This is a genomic window from Sorangium sp. So ce887 (assembly GCF_051521455.1).
Lineage (GTDB): Bacteria > Myxococcota_A > Polyangia > Polyangiales > Polyangiaceae > Sorangium.
The window spans coordinates 2,430,304-2,448,801 of the sequence record NZ_CP150354.1; the positions used below are offsets into that span (position 1 = coordinate 2,430,304).

The 18,498-nt window shown below is 71.6% G+C and carries 18 protein-coding genes and 1 tRNA gene; 12 read left to right on the top strand and 7 right to left on the bottom strand.

Annotated features, from left to right (window positions below):
- Positions 1 to 118: 118 nt before the first annotated feature.
- The 3 genes from WMF36_RS09170 to rpsU form a co-directional block, all read right to left on the bottom strand.
- Positions 119 to 193 (bottom strand) — tRNA-Pro (locus WMF36_RS09170).
- 158 nt (positions 194 to 351) lie between these two features.
- A complete protein-coding gene (locus WMF36_RS09175; RefSeq protein WP_437579234.1) occupies positions 352 to 1,518 on the bottom strand; it encodes a glycosyltransferase family 4 protein in 1,167 nt (388 codons plus the stop codon).
- A gap of 182 nt (positions 1,519 to 1,700) precedes the next feature.
- Complete coding sequence (rpsU, locus tag WMF36_RS09180; RefSeq protein ID WP_012234386.1) at positions 1,701 to 1,925, bottom strand: 30S ribosomal protein S21; 225 nt, start codon at positions 1,923 to 1,925, stop codon at positions 1,701 to 1,703.
- A gap of 273 nt (positions 1,926 to 2,198) precedes the next feature.
- Between rpsU and WMF36_RS09185 the strand changes: the two genes are divergently transcribed.
- The 7 genes from WMF36_RS09185 (at position 2,199) to rpiA (ending at position 7,334) form a co-directional block, all read left to right on the top strand.
- A complete protein-coding gene (locus WMF36_RS09185) occupies positions 2,199 to 2,846 on the top strand; it encodes a Fur family transcriptional regulator (RefSeq protein WP_437579235.1) in 648 nt (215 codons plus the stop codon).
- A gap of 81 nt (positions 2,847 to 2,927) precedes the next feature.
- Complete coding sequence (locus WMF36_RS09190; protein ID WP_437579236.1) at positions 2,928 to 3,356, top strand: rubrerythrin family protein; 429 nt, start codon at positions 2,928 to 2,930, stop codon at positions 3,354 to 3,356.
- Between the two features lie 154 nt (positions 3,357 to 3,510).
- On the top strand, positions 3,511 to 4,887 hold the full coding sequence (locus WMF36_RS09195; RefSeq protein ID WP_437579237.1) for a hypothetical protein: 1,377 nt from the start codon (positions 3,511 to 3,513) through the stop codon (positions 4,885 to 4,887).
- 59 nt (positions 4,888 to 4,946) lie between these two features.
- Positions 4,947 to 5,525, top strand: coding sequence for a DUF3501 family protein (locus tag WMF36_RS09200; protein WP_437579238.1), 579 nt, complete (start codon positions 4,947 to 4,949; stop codon positions 5,523 to 5,525).
- A 5-nt stretch (positions 5,526 to 5,530) separates the two neighbouring features.
- Positions 5,531 to 5,974, top strand: coding sequence for an acyl-CoA thioesterase (locus tag WMF36_RS09205; protein ID WP_437579239.1), 444 nt, complete (start codon positions 5,531 to 5,533; stop codon positions 5,972 to 5,974).
- Positions 5,971 to 6,609 (top strand): phospholipase D family protein, encoded by a 639-nt coding sequence (locus WMF36_RS09210; protein WP_437579240.1) that lies wholly within the window; start codon positions 5,971 to 5,973, stop codon positions 6,607 to 6,609. Before WMF36_RS09205 ends, WMF36_RS09210 begins: the two co-directional genes overlap by 4 nt.
- A gap of 26 nt (positions 6,610 to 6,635) precedes the next feature.
- Positions 6,636 to 7,334: a ribose-5-phosphate isomerase RpiA gene (rpiA, locus tag WMF36_RS09215; protein ID WP_437579241.1), complete on the top strand. Its 699-nt coding sequence runs from the start codon at positions 6,636 to 6,638 to the stop codon at positions 7,332 to 7,334.
- A 9-nt stretch (positions 7,335 to 7,343) separates the two neighbouring features.
- On the opposite strand, the gene argH is transcribed toward rpiA, so the two are convergent.
- Both argH and WMF36_RS09225 read right to left on the bottom strand, forming a co-directional pair.
- Positions 7,344 to 8,636, bottom strand: coding sequence for an argininosuccinate lyase (gene argH / locus WMF36_RS09220; RefSeq protein WP_437579242.1), 1,293 nt, complete (start codon positions 8,634 to 8,636; stop codon positions 7,344 to 7,346).
- Positions 8,637 to 9,596, bottom strand: coding sequence for a hypothetical protein (locus WMF36_RS09225; protein WP_437579243.1), 960 nt, complete (start codon positions 9,594 to 9,596; stop codon positions 8,637 to 8,639).
- 160 nt (positions 9,597 to 9,756) lie between these two features.
- Between WMF36_RS09225 and fni the strand changes: the two genes are divergently transcribed.
- The 3 genes from fni to WMF36_RS09240 all read left to right on the top strand — a co-directional run bounded on the left by fni (position 9,757) and on the right by WMF36_RS09240 (position 12,285).
- Entirely contained in the window at positions 9,757 to 10,836 is a 1,080-nt protein-coding gene (gene fni / locus WMF36_RS09230) for a type 2 isopentenyl-diphosphate Delta-isomerase (RefSeq protein ID WP_437579244.1), read from the top strand.
- A 223-nt stretch (positions 10,837 to 11,059) separates the two neighbouring features.
- Positions 11,060 to 11,905, top strand: a complete 846-nt coding sequence (locus tag WMF36_RS09235) for a GAF domain-containing protein (protein WP_437488618.1) — start codon at positions 11,060 to 11,062, stop codon at positions 11,903 to 11,905.
- Between the two features lie 2 nt (positions 11,906 to 11,907).
- A complete protein-coding gene (locus WMF36_RS09240; protein ID WP_012234398.1) occupies positions 11,908 to 12,285 on the top strand; it encodes a response regulator in 378 nt (125 codons plus the stop codon).
- A gap of 133 nt (positions 12,286 to 12,418) precedes the next feature.
- On the opposite strand, the gene WMF36_RS09245 is transcribed toward WMF36_RS09240, so the two are convergent.
- Both WMF36_RS09245 and WMF36_RS09250 read right to left on the bottom strand, forming a co-directional pair.
- Positions 12,419 to 13,351 carry a diguanylate cyclase gene (locus WMF36_RS09245; RefSeq protein WP_437579245.1) on the bottom strand — a complete coding sequence of 311 codons (933 nt, stop codon included), beginning with the start codon at positions 13,349 to 13,351 and terminating at the stop codon, positions 12,419 to 12,421.
- A 146-nt stretch (positions 13,352 to 13,497) separates the two neighbouring features.
- Positions 13,498 to 14,229 carry a metallophosphoesterase family protein gene (locus tag WMF36_RS09250; protein WP_437579246.1) on the bottom strand — a complete coding sequence of 244 codons (732 nt, stop codon included), beginning with the start codon at positions 14,227 to 14,229 and terminating at the stop codon, positions 13,498 to 13,500.
- A 125-nt stretch (positions 14,230 to 14,354) separates the two neighbouring features.
- Between WMF36_RS09250 and glnE the strand changes: the two genes are divergently transcribed.
- Complete coding sequence (glnE, locus tag WMF36_RS09255; protein WP_437579247.1) at positions 14,355 to 17,510, top strand: bifunctional [glutamate--ammonia ligase]-adenylyl-L-tyrosine phosphorylase/[glutamate--ammonia-ligase] adenylyltransferase; 3,156 nt, start codon at positions 14,355 to 14,357, stop codon at positions 17,508 to 17,510.
- A 49-nt stretch (positions 17,511 to 17,559) separates the two neighbouring features.
- A complete protein-coding gene (locus tag WMF36_RS09260) occupies positions 17,560 to 18,102 on the top strand; it encodes a hypothetical protein (protein WP_437579248.1) in 543 nt (180 codons plus the stop codon).
- The last annotated feature ends 396 nt before the right edge of the window (positions 18,103 to 18,498 follow it).

The following is an 18,498-nucleotide window of genomic DNA, read 5'->3' on the forward strand; positions in this document are numbered from 1 at the left end:
GCGACCCCGGGACGCGATGACGGGGCCACGCCGCCGCTGCCCGGCGCTCCACGGTCGACAAGCAATTGAGCCCTACAAAGCCGAAAGGTCCGCCGGAGAATCTTCTCCGCCGGACCAGTCGGGGCGAGTGGATTCGAACCACCGACCCCTTGACCCCCAGTCAAGTGCGCTAACCAGGCTGCGCTACGCCCCGAGCCACCCCGCCGCCACGTTTCGGTGCGGAGCGAGGCGGACCCTAATCGAAGCCTTGAGAATTGCAAGGGCATCGCGTCGTGGATCGCAGACGGGGCGTCCGGCGCTGGCCGGAGCCGGGGGCGCGCCGCGGCTTGCTCGGCGAGGAGGCCGCTGCTTTCAGCGCGAACGCGCGGGCGCGCGATCCGAGCGGCGCGGTGGGATGGCGCGGAGCGCGGCTGCGAGGCTCTCTGCCGTGCCTTCCGCCACGAGGATTCCGTCGTCGTCCCTGGCCCACGCGACCACGTCGCCCGCGTCGCACGCGATGACGGGCACGCCGAGCGCGCGCGCCTCGCGGATCACCGTGGGGGCGGCCTCGTGCGATGACGGGTGCAGCAGCACGTCCGCCGCGCCGATCCACGCGAGCGCCTCGCTTCGCGGGAGCGTGCCCGTGAAGCGCACCGCCGCGCTGCCCGCGGCGCTGTCCACGCTGCCGGCGCCGCGCGAGCGCGCCGCGGCGGGGGCGCCGCGGCGCGCGATGCGCTCAAGCGCGGCGCGCTCCGGACCGTCGCCGACGATGACGAGCCGCAACCCGGCGTCCGCCGCGCGCGCCGCCTCGATCGCGAGCTCGACCCGCTTCGTCGGGATCAGTCGGCACGCCACGACGGCGAGGCGCTCGCCGGGGCGCTGCACGAGCTCGCTCCGGAGCGCGCCCGCGCGCTCGGCGACGAGCGGCAGATCGATCGCGGGCGGCGCGACGCGCGAGGCCAGGGCCAGCGCGCGCGCCTGCTCCGGAGGGAGCGCGCCCGCGAGCGCGTCGCGCAGCGCGCGCGCGGCGAAGACGAAGCGCGCGTCGCGGCGGAGGAGCGCGCCCACCACCGCCGCGCGCGCGGCGCGCGGCGCGCGGAGCAGGAGCCGCACGTCGGCGCCGTGCGCGTGCACCTCGAGCGGCGCGCGCGGCAGGGCGAGCAGGAGCGGCCACGCGCACGGGACGATCCAGTGCGCTACGGCGCGGTCGACCGGCCCGAGCTGACGGAGCCGAGCGAGCACGGCGGCCGCGAACGGAGCCGCGGAGAGCAGCCGGATCGGCGACTCGCGCGCGCGCGCCACGGCGCCAGGCCACGCGAACAGCGCGCCCCCGCCTGCCCGATGGACGACGAGGGCGCCGTCCCGCGAGGGCGGGTCGAGGACCGAGCCCCCGGCGGCGATCACGTGAACCTCGGCGCCGCTGCGCGCGAGCGCCTGCGCCGACGACCGCACGAAGTGGCCCGAAGGATCCTCGTCGCTGAGCGGATAGGACGTCGTGACCACGACGGCGCGCATCGAGACCTCAGGGAGCCGGGGCACGCCACGCGCGTTGCCTTCGCGCCGGCGCCGCATGGACGCGCGCAGCCCGAGTCACATCACGTCGTCAAGGCGGTCGCTGGACAAAATGACAAGACGCAGAGCACGCCGCGGAGGCTTGATTCAAGCGTCCGCGCGCGTCTTCTGCGTCTTGGCCGGTTGCCCTTGCGCGAGGGACGTTCGCGCTAGGCGACCATGTCCATCTTCGACCGCTTCCGGCGGCGGCGAGCGGCCTCGGAGGCCTTCTTCCGCCGCTTCACGGACGGCTTCATGTAGTGCCGGCGCCGCTTCAGCTCGCGGAGGATCCCCTCGGCGGCCATCTTCCTCTTGAGGTGTTTGATGGCGCGCTCGATGCCCTTGTCGCCCACGGCGACCTCGAGCGGTTTGCACTGAATGGCGTCGGTCGGCATGTCTCGAAGCGTCCTCTTTAGCTGGGAAAAAACTTGGCCCAGTTGGCGGGCGAAATGCAAGCCGGCGGGGGCCCGGCAGCGCGGGGCGCGCACTATGGCAGAGGCTTTCTGGCCTCGCAAGAGCCATCCCCCCAGGCACGGAGCGCGACGCGGCGGCGCGTCGTCCGCGGTCGATGCGACAGATGTGCCTGATTCGACCTGGATTTACCAGGCTCATCTGCCGGTGATTGTTAGAACTTGCAACTGAGAAACTTTCTAAGTATCACTCTCGCCGTGGCCACCCCGCGAACACCTGCCGTCAAGGGGTCTGCGCCCCGCGAGGGTCGGTGGCGCGCGGGCAGCCTCGAGCGCGAGGGGATCGAGGAGGATGCCCGGGTCGCGTCCATGCTGGCGTGCGTGCGATCCTCGGGGCTCAAGCTGACGCCGCAGCGCCTGGCGATCGTGCGCGAGCTCGCGGCCGATCCGACGCACCCGACCGCACAGGAGCTGTTCGAGCGGCTCCGGCCGGCGTTGCCGACGATGAGCTTCGCCACCGTGTACAACACGCTGGATGCGCTGGCGTCGGCGGGGCTGTGCGTCGCGCTGTCGCTGTCGCCCGGCGCCTCGCGCTTCGATCCGAACATGGATGCGCACCATCACGCCGTCTGCGACCGCTGCGGGCTCGTCCGCGACGTGCCGTGCGAGCCGAGCGAGCTGTTGGCCGAGCGCTCGGACGAGATCGTCCCCGCGCCGCTCACGGCCGCGCCCGGCTTCGAGGTCCGCGCCGTCGAGCGGATCTACCGGGGGCTCTGCGCTGCCTGCGCGAAGGGCAGGCAAGACGAGAGCGCGCACGCAGAGGCGCGCAATGCCGGGCGCAGCCAGGAAAATAATCGACTCCGCCCCGCAGGGGCTCGACGGGCGCGGCGCCCTGAACATGGCTAGCGGAGCCTCCGCGCCGCCGAGCTGACCTGCGGGCACCAGGGATCCATTGTCCCAGCCGTTCAACCAAGGAGAGCGAACACCATGACCACCAAGCAGCTTACGGGCACGAAGACGCACCAGAACCTGAAGGACGCGTTCGCCGGCGAGTCGCAGGCCAACCGCCGCTACCTGTACTTCGCAAAGGTCGCCGACGTCGAAGGTCGCCCCGATGTCGCGGGCCTCTTCAAGGACACGGCGGACGGCGAGACGGGCCACGCGCACGGCCACCTCGACTACCTCCGGCAGGCCGGCGACCCGGCGACCGGTCTGCCGATCGGCAACACGGAGAAGAACCTGAAGGCCGCCGTCGCCGGCGAGACCCACGAGTACGAGACGATGTACCCGGGCTTCGCCAAGGAGGCCCGCGCCGAGGGCTTCGACGACATCGCCGAGTGGTTCGAGACGCTCGCCAAGGCCGAGAAGTCTCACGCCGGGCGCTTCCAGAAGGCGCTGCAGTCGCTCGACTTCTGAGCTCGACCCATGAGAGAGCGCGAGCGCCCCGGATCGCGCCGAGCCGTCGGCGGCTCGACCCGGGGCGCATGCGCCGTCGCCGTCCGGTGCCGCGCCACGCGGCGAGCCGCCCCATCGTCTCGTATTTCCAGAGGATGTTGAGAGGAACCGACCCGTGAGCGTCATTCGGCGTGCACCAGACCGTCCGCCGGCGACATCGCCGAACGACGAGCGATATCTCGATCCCCGCGACCTCGAGGCAGAGCTGCGGCGGACCTTCCAGATCTGTCACGAGTGCCGCATGTGCGTCGGGTACTGCGGCTCGTTCCCCGAGCTCTTCGCCCGCGTCGACAGGGACATCGACTCCGGCGTCGCCGAGGGCGCCGAGGCCCTCGCCTACGACGACTTCAAGGCCATCGGCGACGAGTGCTGGCAGTGCAAGCTCTGTTACATCAAGTGCCCGTACACCGCCGACGAGCACGCCTACGAGCTCCTGGACTTCCCGCGCGCGCTCGCGCGCGAGCGCGCGGTGCGCGCCCAGCGGGAGGGCATCCCGCTGGTGGACCGGATCCTCGGCGAGCCGCAGCTGATCGGCGCGCTGGGCTCCGGCCCGGCCGCGCCGCTAGCGAACCTCGTGCAGGCGAGCCGCCTGCTGCGCAAGGTGCAGGAGAAGGTGACCGGGATCTCGTCGGAGTTCCCGCTCCCGGAGATGGCGCGCAAGCCGTTCTCGTCGTGGTTCGTGGAGCACAGCGCCGCGCCGGACGCCGGCAAGCAAGGCGCCGTGGTGCTCTTCGCGACCTGCTACGGCGAGTACAACACGCCCGGTGTCCCCGAGGCAGCGGTCCGCGTCCTCGAGCACAACGGCTACGCGGTGCACGTGCCCGGCTGCACCTCCGCGGACGATCCGCAGGACGCCCCGGCGGGCGCGCTGACGTGCTGCGGGATGCCGAACCTCGACGGCGGCGATCTCGAGGCCTTCACCGCGAAGGTGAAGCAGAACGTCGAGCTCCTGCTCCCGCACGTCCGCATGGGCAGGAAGATCGTCGTGGTCGGCCCGACGTGCGGCTACACGATGAAGAAGGAGTGGCCGGAGTACCTGCAGACGGCGGAGGCGCGCGAGGTCGCGGCCGCGACGCTCGACATGATGGAGTTCCTGGTCCAGCTCGGGCGCGAGAAGAAGCTCAACCGCGAGTTCAAGAAGGGGCTCGGCACGATCGCGTACCACGCTGCGTGCCACCTGCGCGCCCAGAAGATCGGCTTCCCGGGCGCCAGGGTGCTCGGCGTCGTGCCCGACACCGAGGTGCGCGTCATCGAGCAGTGCTCGGCCGTGGACGGCACGTGGGGGATGAAGGCGGCCCACTACGAGACCGGCCGCAAGTACGCATCGAAGCTCGTGCGCGGCGTCGCGGATGCGGACGTCATCGTCAGCGACTGCACGCTCGCCGGTCTCAGGATGGTCAAGGAGAACGGCGCGCAGGTGCTGCACCCGGTCGAGGCGCTCGCCCACGCGTACGGGCTCGGGCCGACGCCGTATCTCGGTCCGAAGTCGTGAAGGAGACGTACGGGAGACGTACGGGAGACGTAAACGAGACGTCGAAGAGAGGAGCCGTCATGCGTCGCATCGATCGCAACGAGGTGCTCGGGATCGGCGAATACGAGGCGATCCGGGAGCGATTCCGCAGCCGCATCATCGAGGAGAAGCGGCCCCGCCGCGTGCGGATCGGAGACCACATGACCGCGGTGTTCGAGAACCGCGACTCCGTGCTCTTCCAGATCCAGGAGATGCTCCGCACCGAGCGCATCACGAGCGAGAGCGGCATCCTCCACGAGATCGAGACGTACAACGATCTCATCCCGGGAGAGGGACAGCTCAGCCTGACGCTCTTCGTCGAGATCCCGGACCGGGCGCTGCGCGATCAGATGCTCGTCGATCTGGTCGGGCTAGAGGACACGGTGTCGATCGAGGTCGACGGCATCGCCGCGCGGGCGCGCGGCAAGCGCGACGAGGCCATCCTGGAGGACCGCACGACGGCGGTGCACTACCTCAAGGTGGATCTCCCGGCCGAGGCGCAGGCCGGGATCAAGGCAAAGAAGGCGACGGTGTCGCTCGCGATCGCGCACCCGCGCTACGCGGTGAAGGCGCCGCTCGGGAGAGCGACCCTGGAGAAGCTCGCCGAGGACCTCTCCTAGCCGCGATGGTCTCGCTCGATCGCCCGATCAAGTTCGAGGACGTCGACGCCGCGAACATCGTCTTCTTTGCGCGCTTCCTCAACTACGCGCACGAGGCGATGGAGCGCTTCTTCGCGCCGCTCGAGGGAGGCTACGCCGGGCTCATCCTCCAGCGGCGGATCGGGCTGCCGGCGGTGCGGGTCGAGGTCGACTACGCGGCGCCGGTGCGTTACGGCGAGACGCTCCGCATCGAGACGTCGGTCGTCCGCATCGGCAGGCGGAGCGCCACGCTCCGGTACCGCATGGTCCGCACCCACGACGGTGTTCTTGCGGCCGAGCTCCGGCACACGGTGGTCACCACCGACCTGGTACAGCTGGCGTCGGTCCCGATGCCGGAGGACGTCCGGGCCCTGCTCAGCGCCCACCTCGATCTCGAGCAGGCGCCTGCCGGCGCCGGTCAACGGGTGTGAGCGCGCGGCCGGCGCGCCCGCGCGCCCGGGCGCGCACCGGAGAGGCGACGCCGCGGACCCAGCTCAAGCGCCGGGTCGAGCTGACGCTCCTCCGCGACAGGGCGCACTACGACGCGCTCGTGATGGGCGCCGTCGCGAACGCCCGCGTCTCGGTGTGGATCGCGACGGCCAACGTGAAGGAGCTGCGCGTCGAGGCGCCCATCGGATCGAGGGCCCGGGCGCGCGGCCGGTACATGTCCTTCCTCGAGCTGCTCGACGCGCTCGCCGCCCGCGGCGTCGAGCTGCGCCTGCTGCACGCCGGCGTCCCGTCGCGCGCCTTCCGCGCCGAGCTCCGCCGCCGGCCCCGGTCGCCGATCGCGATGCGGCGCTGCCCGCGCGTCCACCTGAAGATGATCGCCGTCGACGGTGCGCTCCTGTACCTCGGCTCCGCGAACCTCACCGGCGCCGGGCTCGGGGCGAAGGGCGAGGGGCGGAGGAACTTCGAGGCGGGCGTGCTCACGGACGACGACCTCCTGCTCGACGAGATGCAGGCGACGTTCGAGGCGATCTGGACGGGCGCCGAGTGCAAAGGCTGCCGGCTCCGGCCCCTCTGCCCGGGACCGCTCGACGAGCTCGACAAAATCCCGTTGCGCTGACGGCCTTGATGGCCGATGAGCAGCGCATGAGCACCGCGGGACCGGACCCCTCCGACCTCGATCGAATCGCCGTCGCCGCGCTCGCGCGCGTGGACAGCGGGATGCTGCTCGGGCTCGGCACCGGGCGCGCGGCCGAGGCCTTCCTCCGCCGCCTCGGTGAGCGCGTCCGCGGCGGCCTCCAGATCCGGGGCGTCGCCACGTCGGAGCGCTCGGCGGCGCTCGCCCGCCGCGAGAACATCCCGATGGTGCCGTTCGACGAGGTCGAGCGCCTCGACGTCGCCGTGGACGGCGCCGACGAGGTGGCGCCCGATCTCGGGCTCATCAAGGGCCTCGGCGGCGCGCTCCTCCGCGAGCGCGTGGTGGCCTACGAGGCCGCGGAGTTCATCATCCTCGTGACCCCCGAGAAGCTCGTCGAGAAGCTCGGCTCACGCGTGCCCATCCCGGTCGAGGTCGTGCCCTTCGCCAGCACGTCGGCCGCGCGGCACCTGACTGCGCTCGGGGGCAAGCCGGCGATCCGCAAGAACGCGGACGGGTACCCCTTGCAGACCGACAACCACAACTGGATCCTCGACACCGCGTTCGGCCCGATGGACGCGCCCGCAGCGGTCGACGCCCGCATCCGCAAGATCCCCGGCGTCGTCGACACCGGGCTCTTCCTCGACATGGCCACCCTCGTGCTGGTGGCAGACACAGGCGCAGTCCGCGAGCTCCGCAAGCACCGCTAAAGCGACCGCCTAGCGCGCCTGCCGCTCCAGCCTGCGGGCGAGGTCGTCGAGCGCGAGGTTGCCTGGGGCGCCGAGCGACACGCGCGCGCGAAGACTCGCCGCGGCGTCGCCGGCGGGGAGCGTCGCGATCTCGGCCGCGACATTCCGGTAGGCCTCGCGGAACGGGATGCCCTGCACGGCGAGCTCGACGGCTCGATCGGTCGCGAAGCACTCGGGCGTGATCGCGCGGGCCATGCGCTCGCGGTCGAACGCGAGCCCCTCGACGAGCCGCGGCAAGAGGCGCGAGGTCGCGAGCGCCTCGTCGAGGCCGCGCATCGTGGGGCCCTTCGTGAGCTGCAGATCGCGGTGGTAGCCAGACGGGAGCGCCACGAGGGACTGCACCTCGGCGAGCGCCCCCTGCACGACGGAGCAGGCCGCGCGCATGAGCTCGACGACGTCCGGGTTGCGCTTCTGCGGCATGATCGAGGAGCCGGTGGTGAACGCCTCCGGGAGCCGGATGAACGCGAGCTCGCTCATCGCGAACAGGCTGAGATCCCACGCGAGCCGGCGGATCACGGCGACGACCTGCCACGCGGCCGCGAGGATCTGCGCCTCGATGATGCCGCGCGACGTCTGGGAGGCCAGCGGGTTCAATGCCACGCCGGCGAACCCGAGCTCGCGCGCGACGCCGGCGCGATCGAGCGGCAGGTTCACGCCGAAGCCGGCGGCGCCGCCGAGCGGGCAGCGGTCGACGAGCGCCCGCGTCGCGCGGATGACATCGACCGCGTCGGTGAGCCCCTCGACGAAGGAAGCGGCCCAGTAGCCGACGGACGACGGCACCGCCCGCTGCAGGTGCGTGTAGCCGGGCATCGGCGTCTCCGCCTCGCGCCGGGCGAGATCGAGCAGCGCGCGGGCGCCGGCCGTCGCGTGCTCGCCGAGCTCGTCCAGGGCGTCACGCTCGTAGAGGCGCATCGCGACGAGCACCTGGTCGTTGCGGCTCCGGCCGGTGTGCACCTTCTTGCCCGCATCGCCGATGCGGGCGACCAGCGCGGCCTCGATCGCGCTGTGACCGTCCTCGTCGTCCTCGGTGAGCCGGAGCTCGCCGGCCTCGTTCTGCGCTGCGAGCACCTCGAGCTCGCGGACGAGCGCGTCCCGCTCCGTCTCGCTGAGCACGCCGATCCGCGCGAGCCCGCGGACGTGCGCGATCGTGGCCCGCAGGTCGTAGGCGAGCAGGCGCTGATCGAGCTGCCAGTCGTCGCGCGAGGTGTAACGCAGCATTTGGGCGTCGGTCGCGCCCCCTTTGTCCCAGAGTCGTACGCTCATTCAGCTCCCCAGGCTCTCGTCCACGAGAGCACGGATCTCCGCAAGCTTCTTGGCCTTGCCCTCATCGAGCGATCGCGTCTTCGCCGCGCCGGCCGCGAGCTCTCGCTCGAGCTCGCGCAGGTCGTCCTCCGCCGTCCGCGCCGGCCGGCGCTTGCCGAAGCCGAGCGCGCGGGCCAGCCAGCTCCTCGACTCGCCGATCGCGTAGTCGTCCGCGGCGATACGATCCGGGGCGGAGCGCAGCATGCGGACGAGCGCGATGTTGGAGCTGGCCCAGACCGCCGACTCGTCGAAGTGGGCGCGCGGCGTCACGTCGAGGTGCCGCGCGGCGGTCCGGTCGGGCACGTCGTGCAGCCGGCAGTGAATGGCGAGCGCGAGCGCGAGCTCGTCGACCGGCATCTTGGTCGCCGAGTGCACCTGCACGCCGCCGCAGCCCTTCGCGTACAGGTACGAGCCGTTCGTCGCGAGCACGCCGAAGCCGAGCAGCACGGCGGCGAGATCGACGGCGGGCTCGCGGTCCGGCGGCACGAGCGCGTCGAACGTGCCGGCCTCGCTCAGGAACATGAACGACACCGCGCGCACGAACGCCGTCGTGAGCACCGTCGGGTTGCGGAGCTCGCCCGCGGAGACGGCGACCCGGTAGCCGCCGTCGTCGCGCCGGGCCACCCGCTCGAGCTTCGTCTCCAGCGCCATCCCGCCGCAGGCACCGCTCGAGCAGCTCACGGTGCTGGCCTGCCCCTCCGGGCTGACCACCGCGAGCTCCACCGGGAGATCCTGGAGCCCGGCGTGCTCCTGCACCCGCAGCATCAGGGCGGCCACCGTCTTGGGGGAGCCGTCGTACGGATCGGGGAAGAACTCGGCCGTCGGTTGCACCAGCCCCCGCACCGGCTCTGCACCGTGCTGGAGGAGCGTGGAGGTCGTGCGAAGGATCCAGCGGATCTGGGACTCGTCCGGGAGGTCCATGTGGCTAGTTTATGCCACGGCCGCCCGCCGGTCGCGCGGTAGGTGCAAGGGGAGGGGGGGCGGACGCCGGCGCGGGCCACGGGGCGCGATTTTTGGCGATTTTTTGTCCATGCCACTTCCTTTTCGACGGCGGTCAGCGACCGCGTAAAGTTGTGCCCCCATGACGGAAGAGGCGAACGACATCTCCGAGAGGAAAGCCGACCACATCGAGCTCTGCGCGACGGGTGATGTCGGATTCCGGGCCAAGACCACGCTGCTGGAACAGGTCGAGCTGATCCACGACGCGCTGCCGGAGCTCTCCCTCGACGCGATCGATACCTCGGTGCTGCTGCTCGGCAAGCGGCTCCGCGCTCCGCTCCTGATCGCCGCCATGACCGGCGGGACGGAGCGCGCGCAGGCGATCAACCGGGAGCTGTCGCAGATCGCCGAGGAGCGCGGGTACGGCTTCGGCCTCGGGAGTCAGCGGGCGATGCTGAACGGCGACGCCTCCGCCTCGTACGAGGTCCGCGAGCACGCCCCGACGACGCTCGTCCTCGGGAACATCGGCGCCGTGCAGGCGCGGTCGCTGTCGACGGAGGCGGTCGCCGAGCTCGTGGCCCAGGTCGGCGCCGACGCGCTCTGCGTCCACATGAACCCCGCGATGGAGCTGGTCCAGCCGGGCGGCGACCGCGACTTCACCGGCGCGCTGGAGGCGATGAGCCGACTGGCGAATGGACTCAGCGTGCCGGTCGTCGCGAAGGAGACCGGCTGCGGGATCGGCCCCGGAACCGCGTACCGCCTGGTCAAGGCGGGCGTCCGCAACCTGGACGTCTCCGGCGCCGGAGGAACATCGTGGGTCGCGGTCGAGACGGCGCGCGCCAGCGGCGCAGCCCGCTCCCTCGGCGAGGCGCTGCGCGAGTGGGGCGTCCCGACGGCCGCGTCGGTGCTCATCGCCCGCACCATCCGTCCTCGCTTCAAGACGGTCATCGCGACCGGGGGCATCACGAGCGGCCTTGACATCGCTCGGGCGCTCGCGCTCGGCGCGCATGCGGCCGGGATCGCTCGTCCGGTGCTCCAGGCCTTCGTCTCGGGAGGACGAGACGCCGCGGTGCGGTACCTGGAGAGCATCGAGGCGGAGCTCCGGGCGGTCATGCTGCTCGTCGGGGCGCGCGACGTCGCGTCGCTCCGGAAGACTCCTGCGCTGCTCGGGCGGGAGCTGCGCCAGTGGACCAAGTTACTGAAGCAGATGGAGAAGGCGTAGTCGTGGAGGCGGGGGTGGGCGGGCCGGGAAGGCGGGGGTCCGGTCCCCGAGGTAGGGCGAGCGCGCCCGAGCCGACACCGTTGACCGCGGCTGGGGCCGCGAGGCGCCGGGCGCTCGCCCCCTCGGCGGCGGGTCCGGGCGGCGCCGGCGGCCCGCGCTCGACGCTTCCGTCCGGTCAGCCCCGCATGATACGGTCCGAAGCTCTGGAGAACCCCGGGATAAAATGACGGAGAAAAAAGGGCGTCCGAGCGATCGTCCCCCCGAGGACCTGAAGAAGGAGCGTGATGCCTTCATTCAGCAGTTCTTCCGCAAGGGGGCGCAGCTGACCGAGGAGCTCCTCCGCGAGAACGAGCGCCTTCGTGACAAGATCACCGAGCTCGAATCGGAGAACGGTAAGCTGCGCGCGCACCTCGCGAGCGACTCGGCCATCCGTGACCTGCTCCGCAAGATCGAGGAGCTCGAGCAGGAGAAGCGCGACCTCGTGACGCAGTCGGTGCGGATGGTGGCGGCCTCGGACCGCTTCAACAGCCGCTACTCGGAGGCGGAGGGGGAGCTCGCGAACCTCGCGAACCTGTACGTCGCCCTCTCGCAGCTGCACGCGGCGCGCAACGTGCGCCATGTCCTCCGCAACCTGAAGGAGCTCCTGGCGCAGTTCCTCGGGGCGGGCGCCTTCTCCGTGTACCTGGCGTCTCCTGATGGTAAGGAGCTCGTCTCGATCGCGAGCGAAGGTGTGGCCGTCGAGGAGATTGTGCGCATGCCGGTGACCGAAGGCATCGCAGGCCAGGCATTCTCGAAGGGGGAAATCTTCTTCGACGAGGCCAAGGACGTCTCCAAGGGGAGCATCGAGGAGCCGGCAGCAGTGATCCCGCTCGACTTCAACGGGCGCACCGTGGGTGTCATCGCGATCTTCAGCACGCTCCCGCAAAAGACGGAGTTCGTGAACGTGGACACCGAGCTCTTCAAGCTCCTCGGGGCCCAGGCCGCCCCCGCCCTCATCAACGCGCGGCTCTTCACCGACGCCGGCCGGAAGGTGCCCGGCGTCCAGGCATTCCTGGACCTGGAGGACTGATCATGGCCGAGTACTCGTGTCTGATCGTTGAAGACTCGCCCATGATGCGGCAGCTCTTGGTCTTCGCGCTGGCGCGCGTGAAGAACCTCCGCGTCACCGAGGCGGACGATGGCGTCGACGGTCTCCGCAAGCTCGCCTCGACCAAGTACGACGTGATCATCACCGACATCAACATGCCGATCATGGACGGGCTCAAGCTCGTCAAGCGCGTGCGCACCGATCCGGTCCACAAGGACACCCCGATCATCATCATCACCACCGAGGGGTCTCAGGAGGATCGCCAGCGCGCGCTGCAGCTCGGCGCGAACGCGTACATCACGAAGCCCATCCAGGCGCCGCAGGTCATCGCCAAGGTCAAGGAGCTCCTCAAGATCGACTGAGGCCCGGCGCCTGCCGCCCGCGCCGGCCCTGCGCCGCCAGCCGGGGCCGCGGCGCACTCGCCGCCGGTCAGGCGGCCCGGGCAGCGCGGCGCTCCCCGCGGCGGCCGGCGTCGCCGCGAGCCCCGCGCCAGGCTCAGGGCTTCGGGCCGAACTTCAGGAGCACGCGGTTGCGGCCGGTGCGCTTCGCCTCGTAGAGCGCCTCGTCAGCCGCGGCGATGAGCTCGACGCCGCTCTGCACCGGGACCACGGGGTGCGCCGCGACGCCGACGCTGATCGTCGTCGGCACGCGGACGCCCTCGTGCTCGAAGAGCGACCCCTCGATGAGGAGGCGCAGCCGCTCGCCGAGGATGCCCGCGTTCTCCAGCGTCACGCCGCGGCACAGGATGCCGAACTCCTCACCGCCGTAGCGCGCGAACACGTCCTCGGTCCGCACCGTGTTGCTCGCGATCTTGGCGATCCTCGCAAGGACGTAGTCGCCGGCGAGGTGCCCGAAGGTGTCGTTGATCCTCTTGAAATGATCGACGTCGAACATGAGCAGCGACAGGTGCGCGCTGTGCCGCCGCGCATACGAGACCTCGCTCTCCAGCCGGTCCAGGAAGTACTTCTTGTTGAACGCCTTCGTGAGCGCGTCCCGCAGCGCGGCGTCGTACATCTGCTGCTGAAACGACTCGTCCAGGTGGTCGTGGTAGGTGAACTTGAGGACCGTCGTCGAGCCCAGGCGGATCTTGTCGCCGTCGTGCAGGGCGAGGCGCGTCACGTGCTCGCCGTTCACCAGCGTCCCGTTGGAGCTGTTGAGATCCTCGATGAGCACCTGGCTGTCCATCTGGAGAAGGCGGGCGTGGCGCCGCGAGATGCCGTCGTCGTTCAGCCGGATCGTCGTCCCCGCGGCCCGGCCGATCACGATCTCGGCGCCCTCGACCCGGTACATCTCGCCGACGTTCGAGCCGGCGAGCACGATGAGGTAGGCGCGATCCTTCGGCGAGCGCGCCGGGAGCTCCTTCTGGAGTTCCCCAACGTTGGCCACCCGCGTGGCCTCGAAGTCATCGTCGGGGGAGTAGTTGCCCATGCTCCCTGAGGATGATCCTAAATCCTTGATATAGGTTCAAGCGGGAGGGCATGGCACAGACGATGTTCCTTGCCTGGTAGGATGCGCGACGAGCTCCGCCCGCGTTTCCAACGTCTCGCGCGCGGCGCTCCCGCTCATCGGAGCGCTCAGGCCGCCCTGCCGAGCGGCACCACGAGCTGCTCGACCCAGAGCTCGCCCGCCCGGAGCTCGACGAACGTCGCATCGGCGTGCCCCGCCCCGTAGGTGGAGACGGTCCCGCTGCGCACAAGCTCGCCGGCAGGACGCGCCCCGCCGCGCATCCGGTCGACGTCGCTCCGCACCGAGCACGGCGCCTCACCCACTGAACCGACGTTGATGATGCGCACGCCACCCACCATCCGGTCGAACGGAACGTGGGAGCCACCACAGATCACGACATCCGCCGGGTCGTCGCCGAGGAGGGAGAGCACCTCCTCGTCCGTCATGTCGTGCGAGATCGGCTCCAGCGGATCCGCAGGGGAGCCGTGGACCAGGACGAGCTCGCCGCCGTCCTCGAGCGGCAGGCGGTGCGTCGGGGCGAGCCGCGCTAGCCGCGCAAGGATCAGCTCGCCCAGCTCGGTGCGCGTCTGGGCCAGACGATCGAGCCGCGCCCGCTCGTGCTCGCTCCGCGGCCTGACCTTGTCGATGTCCAGCGTCGCCAGGGCGCGATCCGATACGCCCTGTACGCAAACCGCCTTGGCCTGCGTCAGCCGGCGCCACGTCTCGAGCGGCTTCGGGCCGGGAAAGCAGAGATCTCCGGCGACCAGGAGCTGGGTGTAGCCTCGGCGCTCGGCGGTGGCCAGGACCGCCGCGAGCGCGTCGGCGTGGCCGTGGATATCCGAAACGCAGAGCAATCGCACCCGGCGAGCATAGGATCTGAGAGCGACGCCGCCAAGGCGCGAGGCGACGCCCGGCGGCGATAAACTGGCGGTCGGGCGCTGCGGAACCGGCGTTCGCGCCCCCACGGTCTTGCTAGCCTCCCGCCATGCAACAGGTCTCGAGGCTCCTGGAGATCGCGAACGCGATCGATGAGCAACGCGTGAAGGACCGCACGGCGCGGCTGGCGCCCCGCCTGCACCCCGGGACGATGGCCTTCGCCATCGCGGCGCTCCTCACGGCCGCCTACCCCGCGATCGGCGCGATCATCGAGGCAAATCCGGAGTTCGCGGAGCGGCTCGCGGCGGAGGGGCACCAGACGGCCCGCGACCGCGCCACCTACCTGGCGCGGATCCATGGCCGCATCGGCGACGTCTCGGACGCCGCTCGCGTCCGGCGGGAGCTCCGGCGCATCGCGCGCGAGGAGCGGATCCGCATCGCGCTGCGCGAGATGCTCCCGCCGTCGGCGGGGGGCGCGGACATCGACGTCACCGCGCGTGAGCTCACCGCGCTCGCCGAGGCCACCATCGAGGTCGCGCTCGCGGAGGCCGTCTCGGCCGTGACCGCGCGGTTCGGAGAGCCGCGCACCGCGACCGGCGCGCGCTCGAAGTTCGTCGTCCTCGGCATGGGGAAGCTCGGCGGCGACGAGCTCAACGCGGGCTCCGACGTGGACCTGATCTACCTCTACGACACCGACGAAGGGCACGTGGGCCCCTCCGGCGACCGCGCCGTCTCGATCACCCTGCACGACTTCTGGGCCCGCGTCGCGCGCCGCCTCACGGCGACGCTCGAGGAGGTCACGGAGGACGGGTTCGTCTGGCGCGTGGATCTCCGGCTTCGCCCGGAGGGGCGGAGCGGCCCGCTCGTCAACTCGCTGGCCGCCGCCGAGCGCTACTACGAGTCGTTCGGCCGCCTCTGGGAGCGCGCCGCGCTGCTCCGCGCCCGCGAGATCGCCGGCGATCTCGACTTCGGCGCCGAGGCGCTCGGGGTGCTCGGCCCGTTCGTGTGGCGGCGCCAGGTCGATCCGCTGCTCGCCGTCGACATGATCGAGCTCGTCGAGCGCGCCCGCGCGGAGCTCTCGCACGACGCGTCGCGCGACCTGAAGCTCGGCCCCGGCGGGATCCGCGAGGCGGAGTTCTTCGTGCAAATCCTGCAGCTCATCTGGGGAGGGCGGGTGCCCCGGGCGCGCGCGCAGGGCATGCTCGACGGCCTCAGGCGCATGCGCGCGCTCGGGTACGTGACCGACCGGGAAGGGCGGGAGCTCGTGGAGGGCTACCTCGCGCTCCGGCGCGCGGAGCACGCGGTCCAGTCCGCTACCGGGCTGCAGACGCACCTGCTCCCCGACAGCGAGGCGGAGATCGAGCGCCTCGCCCGGACGCTGCGCTTCAAGGACGCCGCGGCGTTCCTCGCCGACACAGCGCAGCGCCGGAGCCGGATCAAGGCCCGGCTCCTGTCGCTCCTGCCGAAGGGGAGCTCCCGGCCGTCGCGGTGGATCGAGGCGATGGCCGCGCTCGACCACGGCGATCGCGACGCCTTCGCCGAGGCGCTCGCGAAGCACGCCGTGCTCGTCCTCGGCGGCGCCGGGGGAGAGCCGGAGGCCGCCGCCGACGTCGCGGCGGCCGAGCTCGCCGCGCAGCCCGCCGGCGCGCCGCCCGAGCCGGGCGCGAACGCCTCGCTGACCGCGCGGTTCCGCGACGTCGCCGACGATCTGTTCGAGCTCTCGCGCCACCCGGATGGCCTGCTGGGCGCCCGCAGCCGCGAGGCGTCCTCGTCGCTCGCGGAGACGCTGCTCGCCGCGGTCGTCGACGCCGCCGATCCGGAGCAGGCCGCGCGCTTCCTCCGGCTGTGCTTCTCCCGCATCAGGCACTCCGCCGTCTATGCGCGCATGCTCGGCGACGATCCGCGCGCGCTCCGCAGGCTCGTCGAGGCGCTCGGGTCGAGCGCGTTCATCGGCGACGCCATGGTCAGGTACCCCGAGCTCGTCGACGTCGTCCTGTTCGCGCGCGGCGCGCCGAGCGCCGACGTCATCAGGCACACGATCGAGGAGAGCCTCAGCGAGGCCGCGCCGGACGACGATCCGGAGGAGGCGCTCATCGCCGCGCTCCGGCGCGCGAAGGCGCGCGTCACGATAGAGGTCGGCCTCGCGGACCTGAGCGGCGAGGTCGGCACGCGCGAGGCGACGCTCGCGCTCTCGGATCTGGCCGACGCGTCGCTCGAGGCCGCGACGCGCTTCGCGCTGGGGACGCCGCCCGGGGAGCCGGTGCGAGGGCTCGCCGTGATCGCGATGGGCAAGCTCGGGGGGCGCGAGATCGGCTACGGCTCGGACCTGGACGTCTTCTTCCTGTTCGATCCGACGTGCGCGCCGTCCGGCGATCAGGGGCCCGGCTCGGATCCAGGCACCTACTACGCGCGGCGCGCGCGGCAGATCATCCGGCTCATCTCGATGTCGCACGCGGCGGGCCCCGGCTACGAGCTCGACACGCGCCTGCGCCCGTCGGGCAGCCAGGGGCTGCTCGTCACGTCCATCGACTCGTTCGCTCGCTACCACGGCATCCGCCCCGTGGACGGGGCGGCCCCGGCGCCCGCGGAGCCGGAGCCGTCGCCCGCGCGGCACATCCGCGCGGCGATCTGGGAGCGCCTCGCGCTCATCCGGGCGCGCGCGTCGGCCGGCGATCCCGGGCTCGGCGCGGAAGCGATGGCGATCGCGCACGAGGCCGCGTACCTCCAGGCGGACGACTTCGATCGGATCGCCGAGGAGATCCACCGTCTCCGGCTGCGCATGGAGCGCGAGCTCTCGCACGAGCGCCGCGGTCGCCGCGACTTCAAGCTCGGGCGGGGCGGCCTCGCGGACATCGAGTTCGCGGTGCAGCTCCTGCAGATCCGCCACGGCGCCGACCCGCGCGTCAGGACCACCGAGACGCTCGCGGCCATCGACGCGCTCGCCTCGGCCGGGTACCTCTCGGCCGCGCACGCCGAGATCTTCCGGGAAGGCCACGCGTTCCTGCGCAAGCTGGAGCAGCGGATCCGCATCGTGCACGCGGACGCCTCGCAGCTGCTCGAGGAGAACGCGCCCGGGGTCCCGCTCCTCGCGCGGCGGACGGGCATCCGGGGCCGCACCGCGGCCGAGGCCGCGAGGGAGCTGCTCGCGCGCTACGGCGCGATCACCGAGCGCGTCCGCCGTGCGTACGAGGCCATCGTCGCGCCCGGCGCGGCGCCGAGCGCGGCGTCCGGGGGGGAGGCGAGCGCGCCGGGCGACGCGCGCTGATGGTTGCCGTTGACCCTCGACCGGGCGCGGTGGAATGTCAGGCGATCCGATGAACACTCAGAGCGAGAAGAACGCAGGCGCGGCGAACGGGCGCCGTCGCTTCACCCAGGTGACCTCCCTCGACAGCCTCATCGGCGCGCACCCGGATGCGTTGAGGCAGATCTACGGCACAGGGACGCCGGCGGATCCGGCGGAGCTCGGCGACACGCCGCGAGGGCGCCTGCTCGCCCTGCAGCCGACGGCCGGGGTTCACCTGGCGACCCGCCCGCTGATCAGGGCGCTCGCGTCGAGCTGGATGCCCTGGAAAGGGAATGAGTTCGACCATGGAGGCAACTCCGGCACGAACGTGGTCCTCGGGAGCAAGGTGTGCCGCTTCAAGGCGCAGCTCGTGCCCTCGGAGCTCGACGGCGAGCCGACGCTCGCGCTGACCTACGGCGAGAAGGCGTTCGGCAATCCCTGGCCCGTGAGCGCGTTCAAGGACGAGCTGCGGACCGTGTCGACCGGGGTCGCGATCGGGCCGGCGCTGTTGAAATGGCACGAGCGGTGGCACGTCGTGCTCTGGTTCGGGCTGACGCGGGTCGATCCGCAATAATCGGCGGTCGGGATCGAGCGGCCCCGGACAGCCGCCGGCGCGCGCGGCCAGCTCCGGCAGCGCCCGCGGCGTCCCTCGCTCGCGGCGCGATTGCGCGCAGCCGCTGGAGCGGCGTGCTCCATCACAATCACCCACGCGTCGATCTTCGTGTGATCGTGTCGCGCACATGTCGCAGGCGCGGAGATCCGCTGTTCGCTCCGTCCGACGCCGAGATGCGCGCGTCCTGCGCGGAGGCGGTAGTCAGGAGTATCAGGGCTCACCCTAATCTACTATCGCTTCATCCCTGCTCTTTGCTGGACATACTTCCCGATTTCTACGCTCTGGCCTACGATAGAGACTGGGCGGCAGCAGGGTACCTTTGCTCGCATCGCCCGGGAGGCTCGAAATGTTGACTTG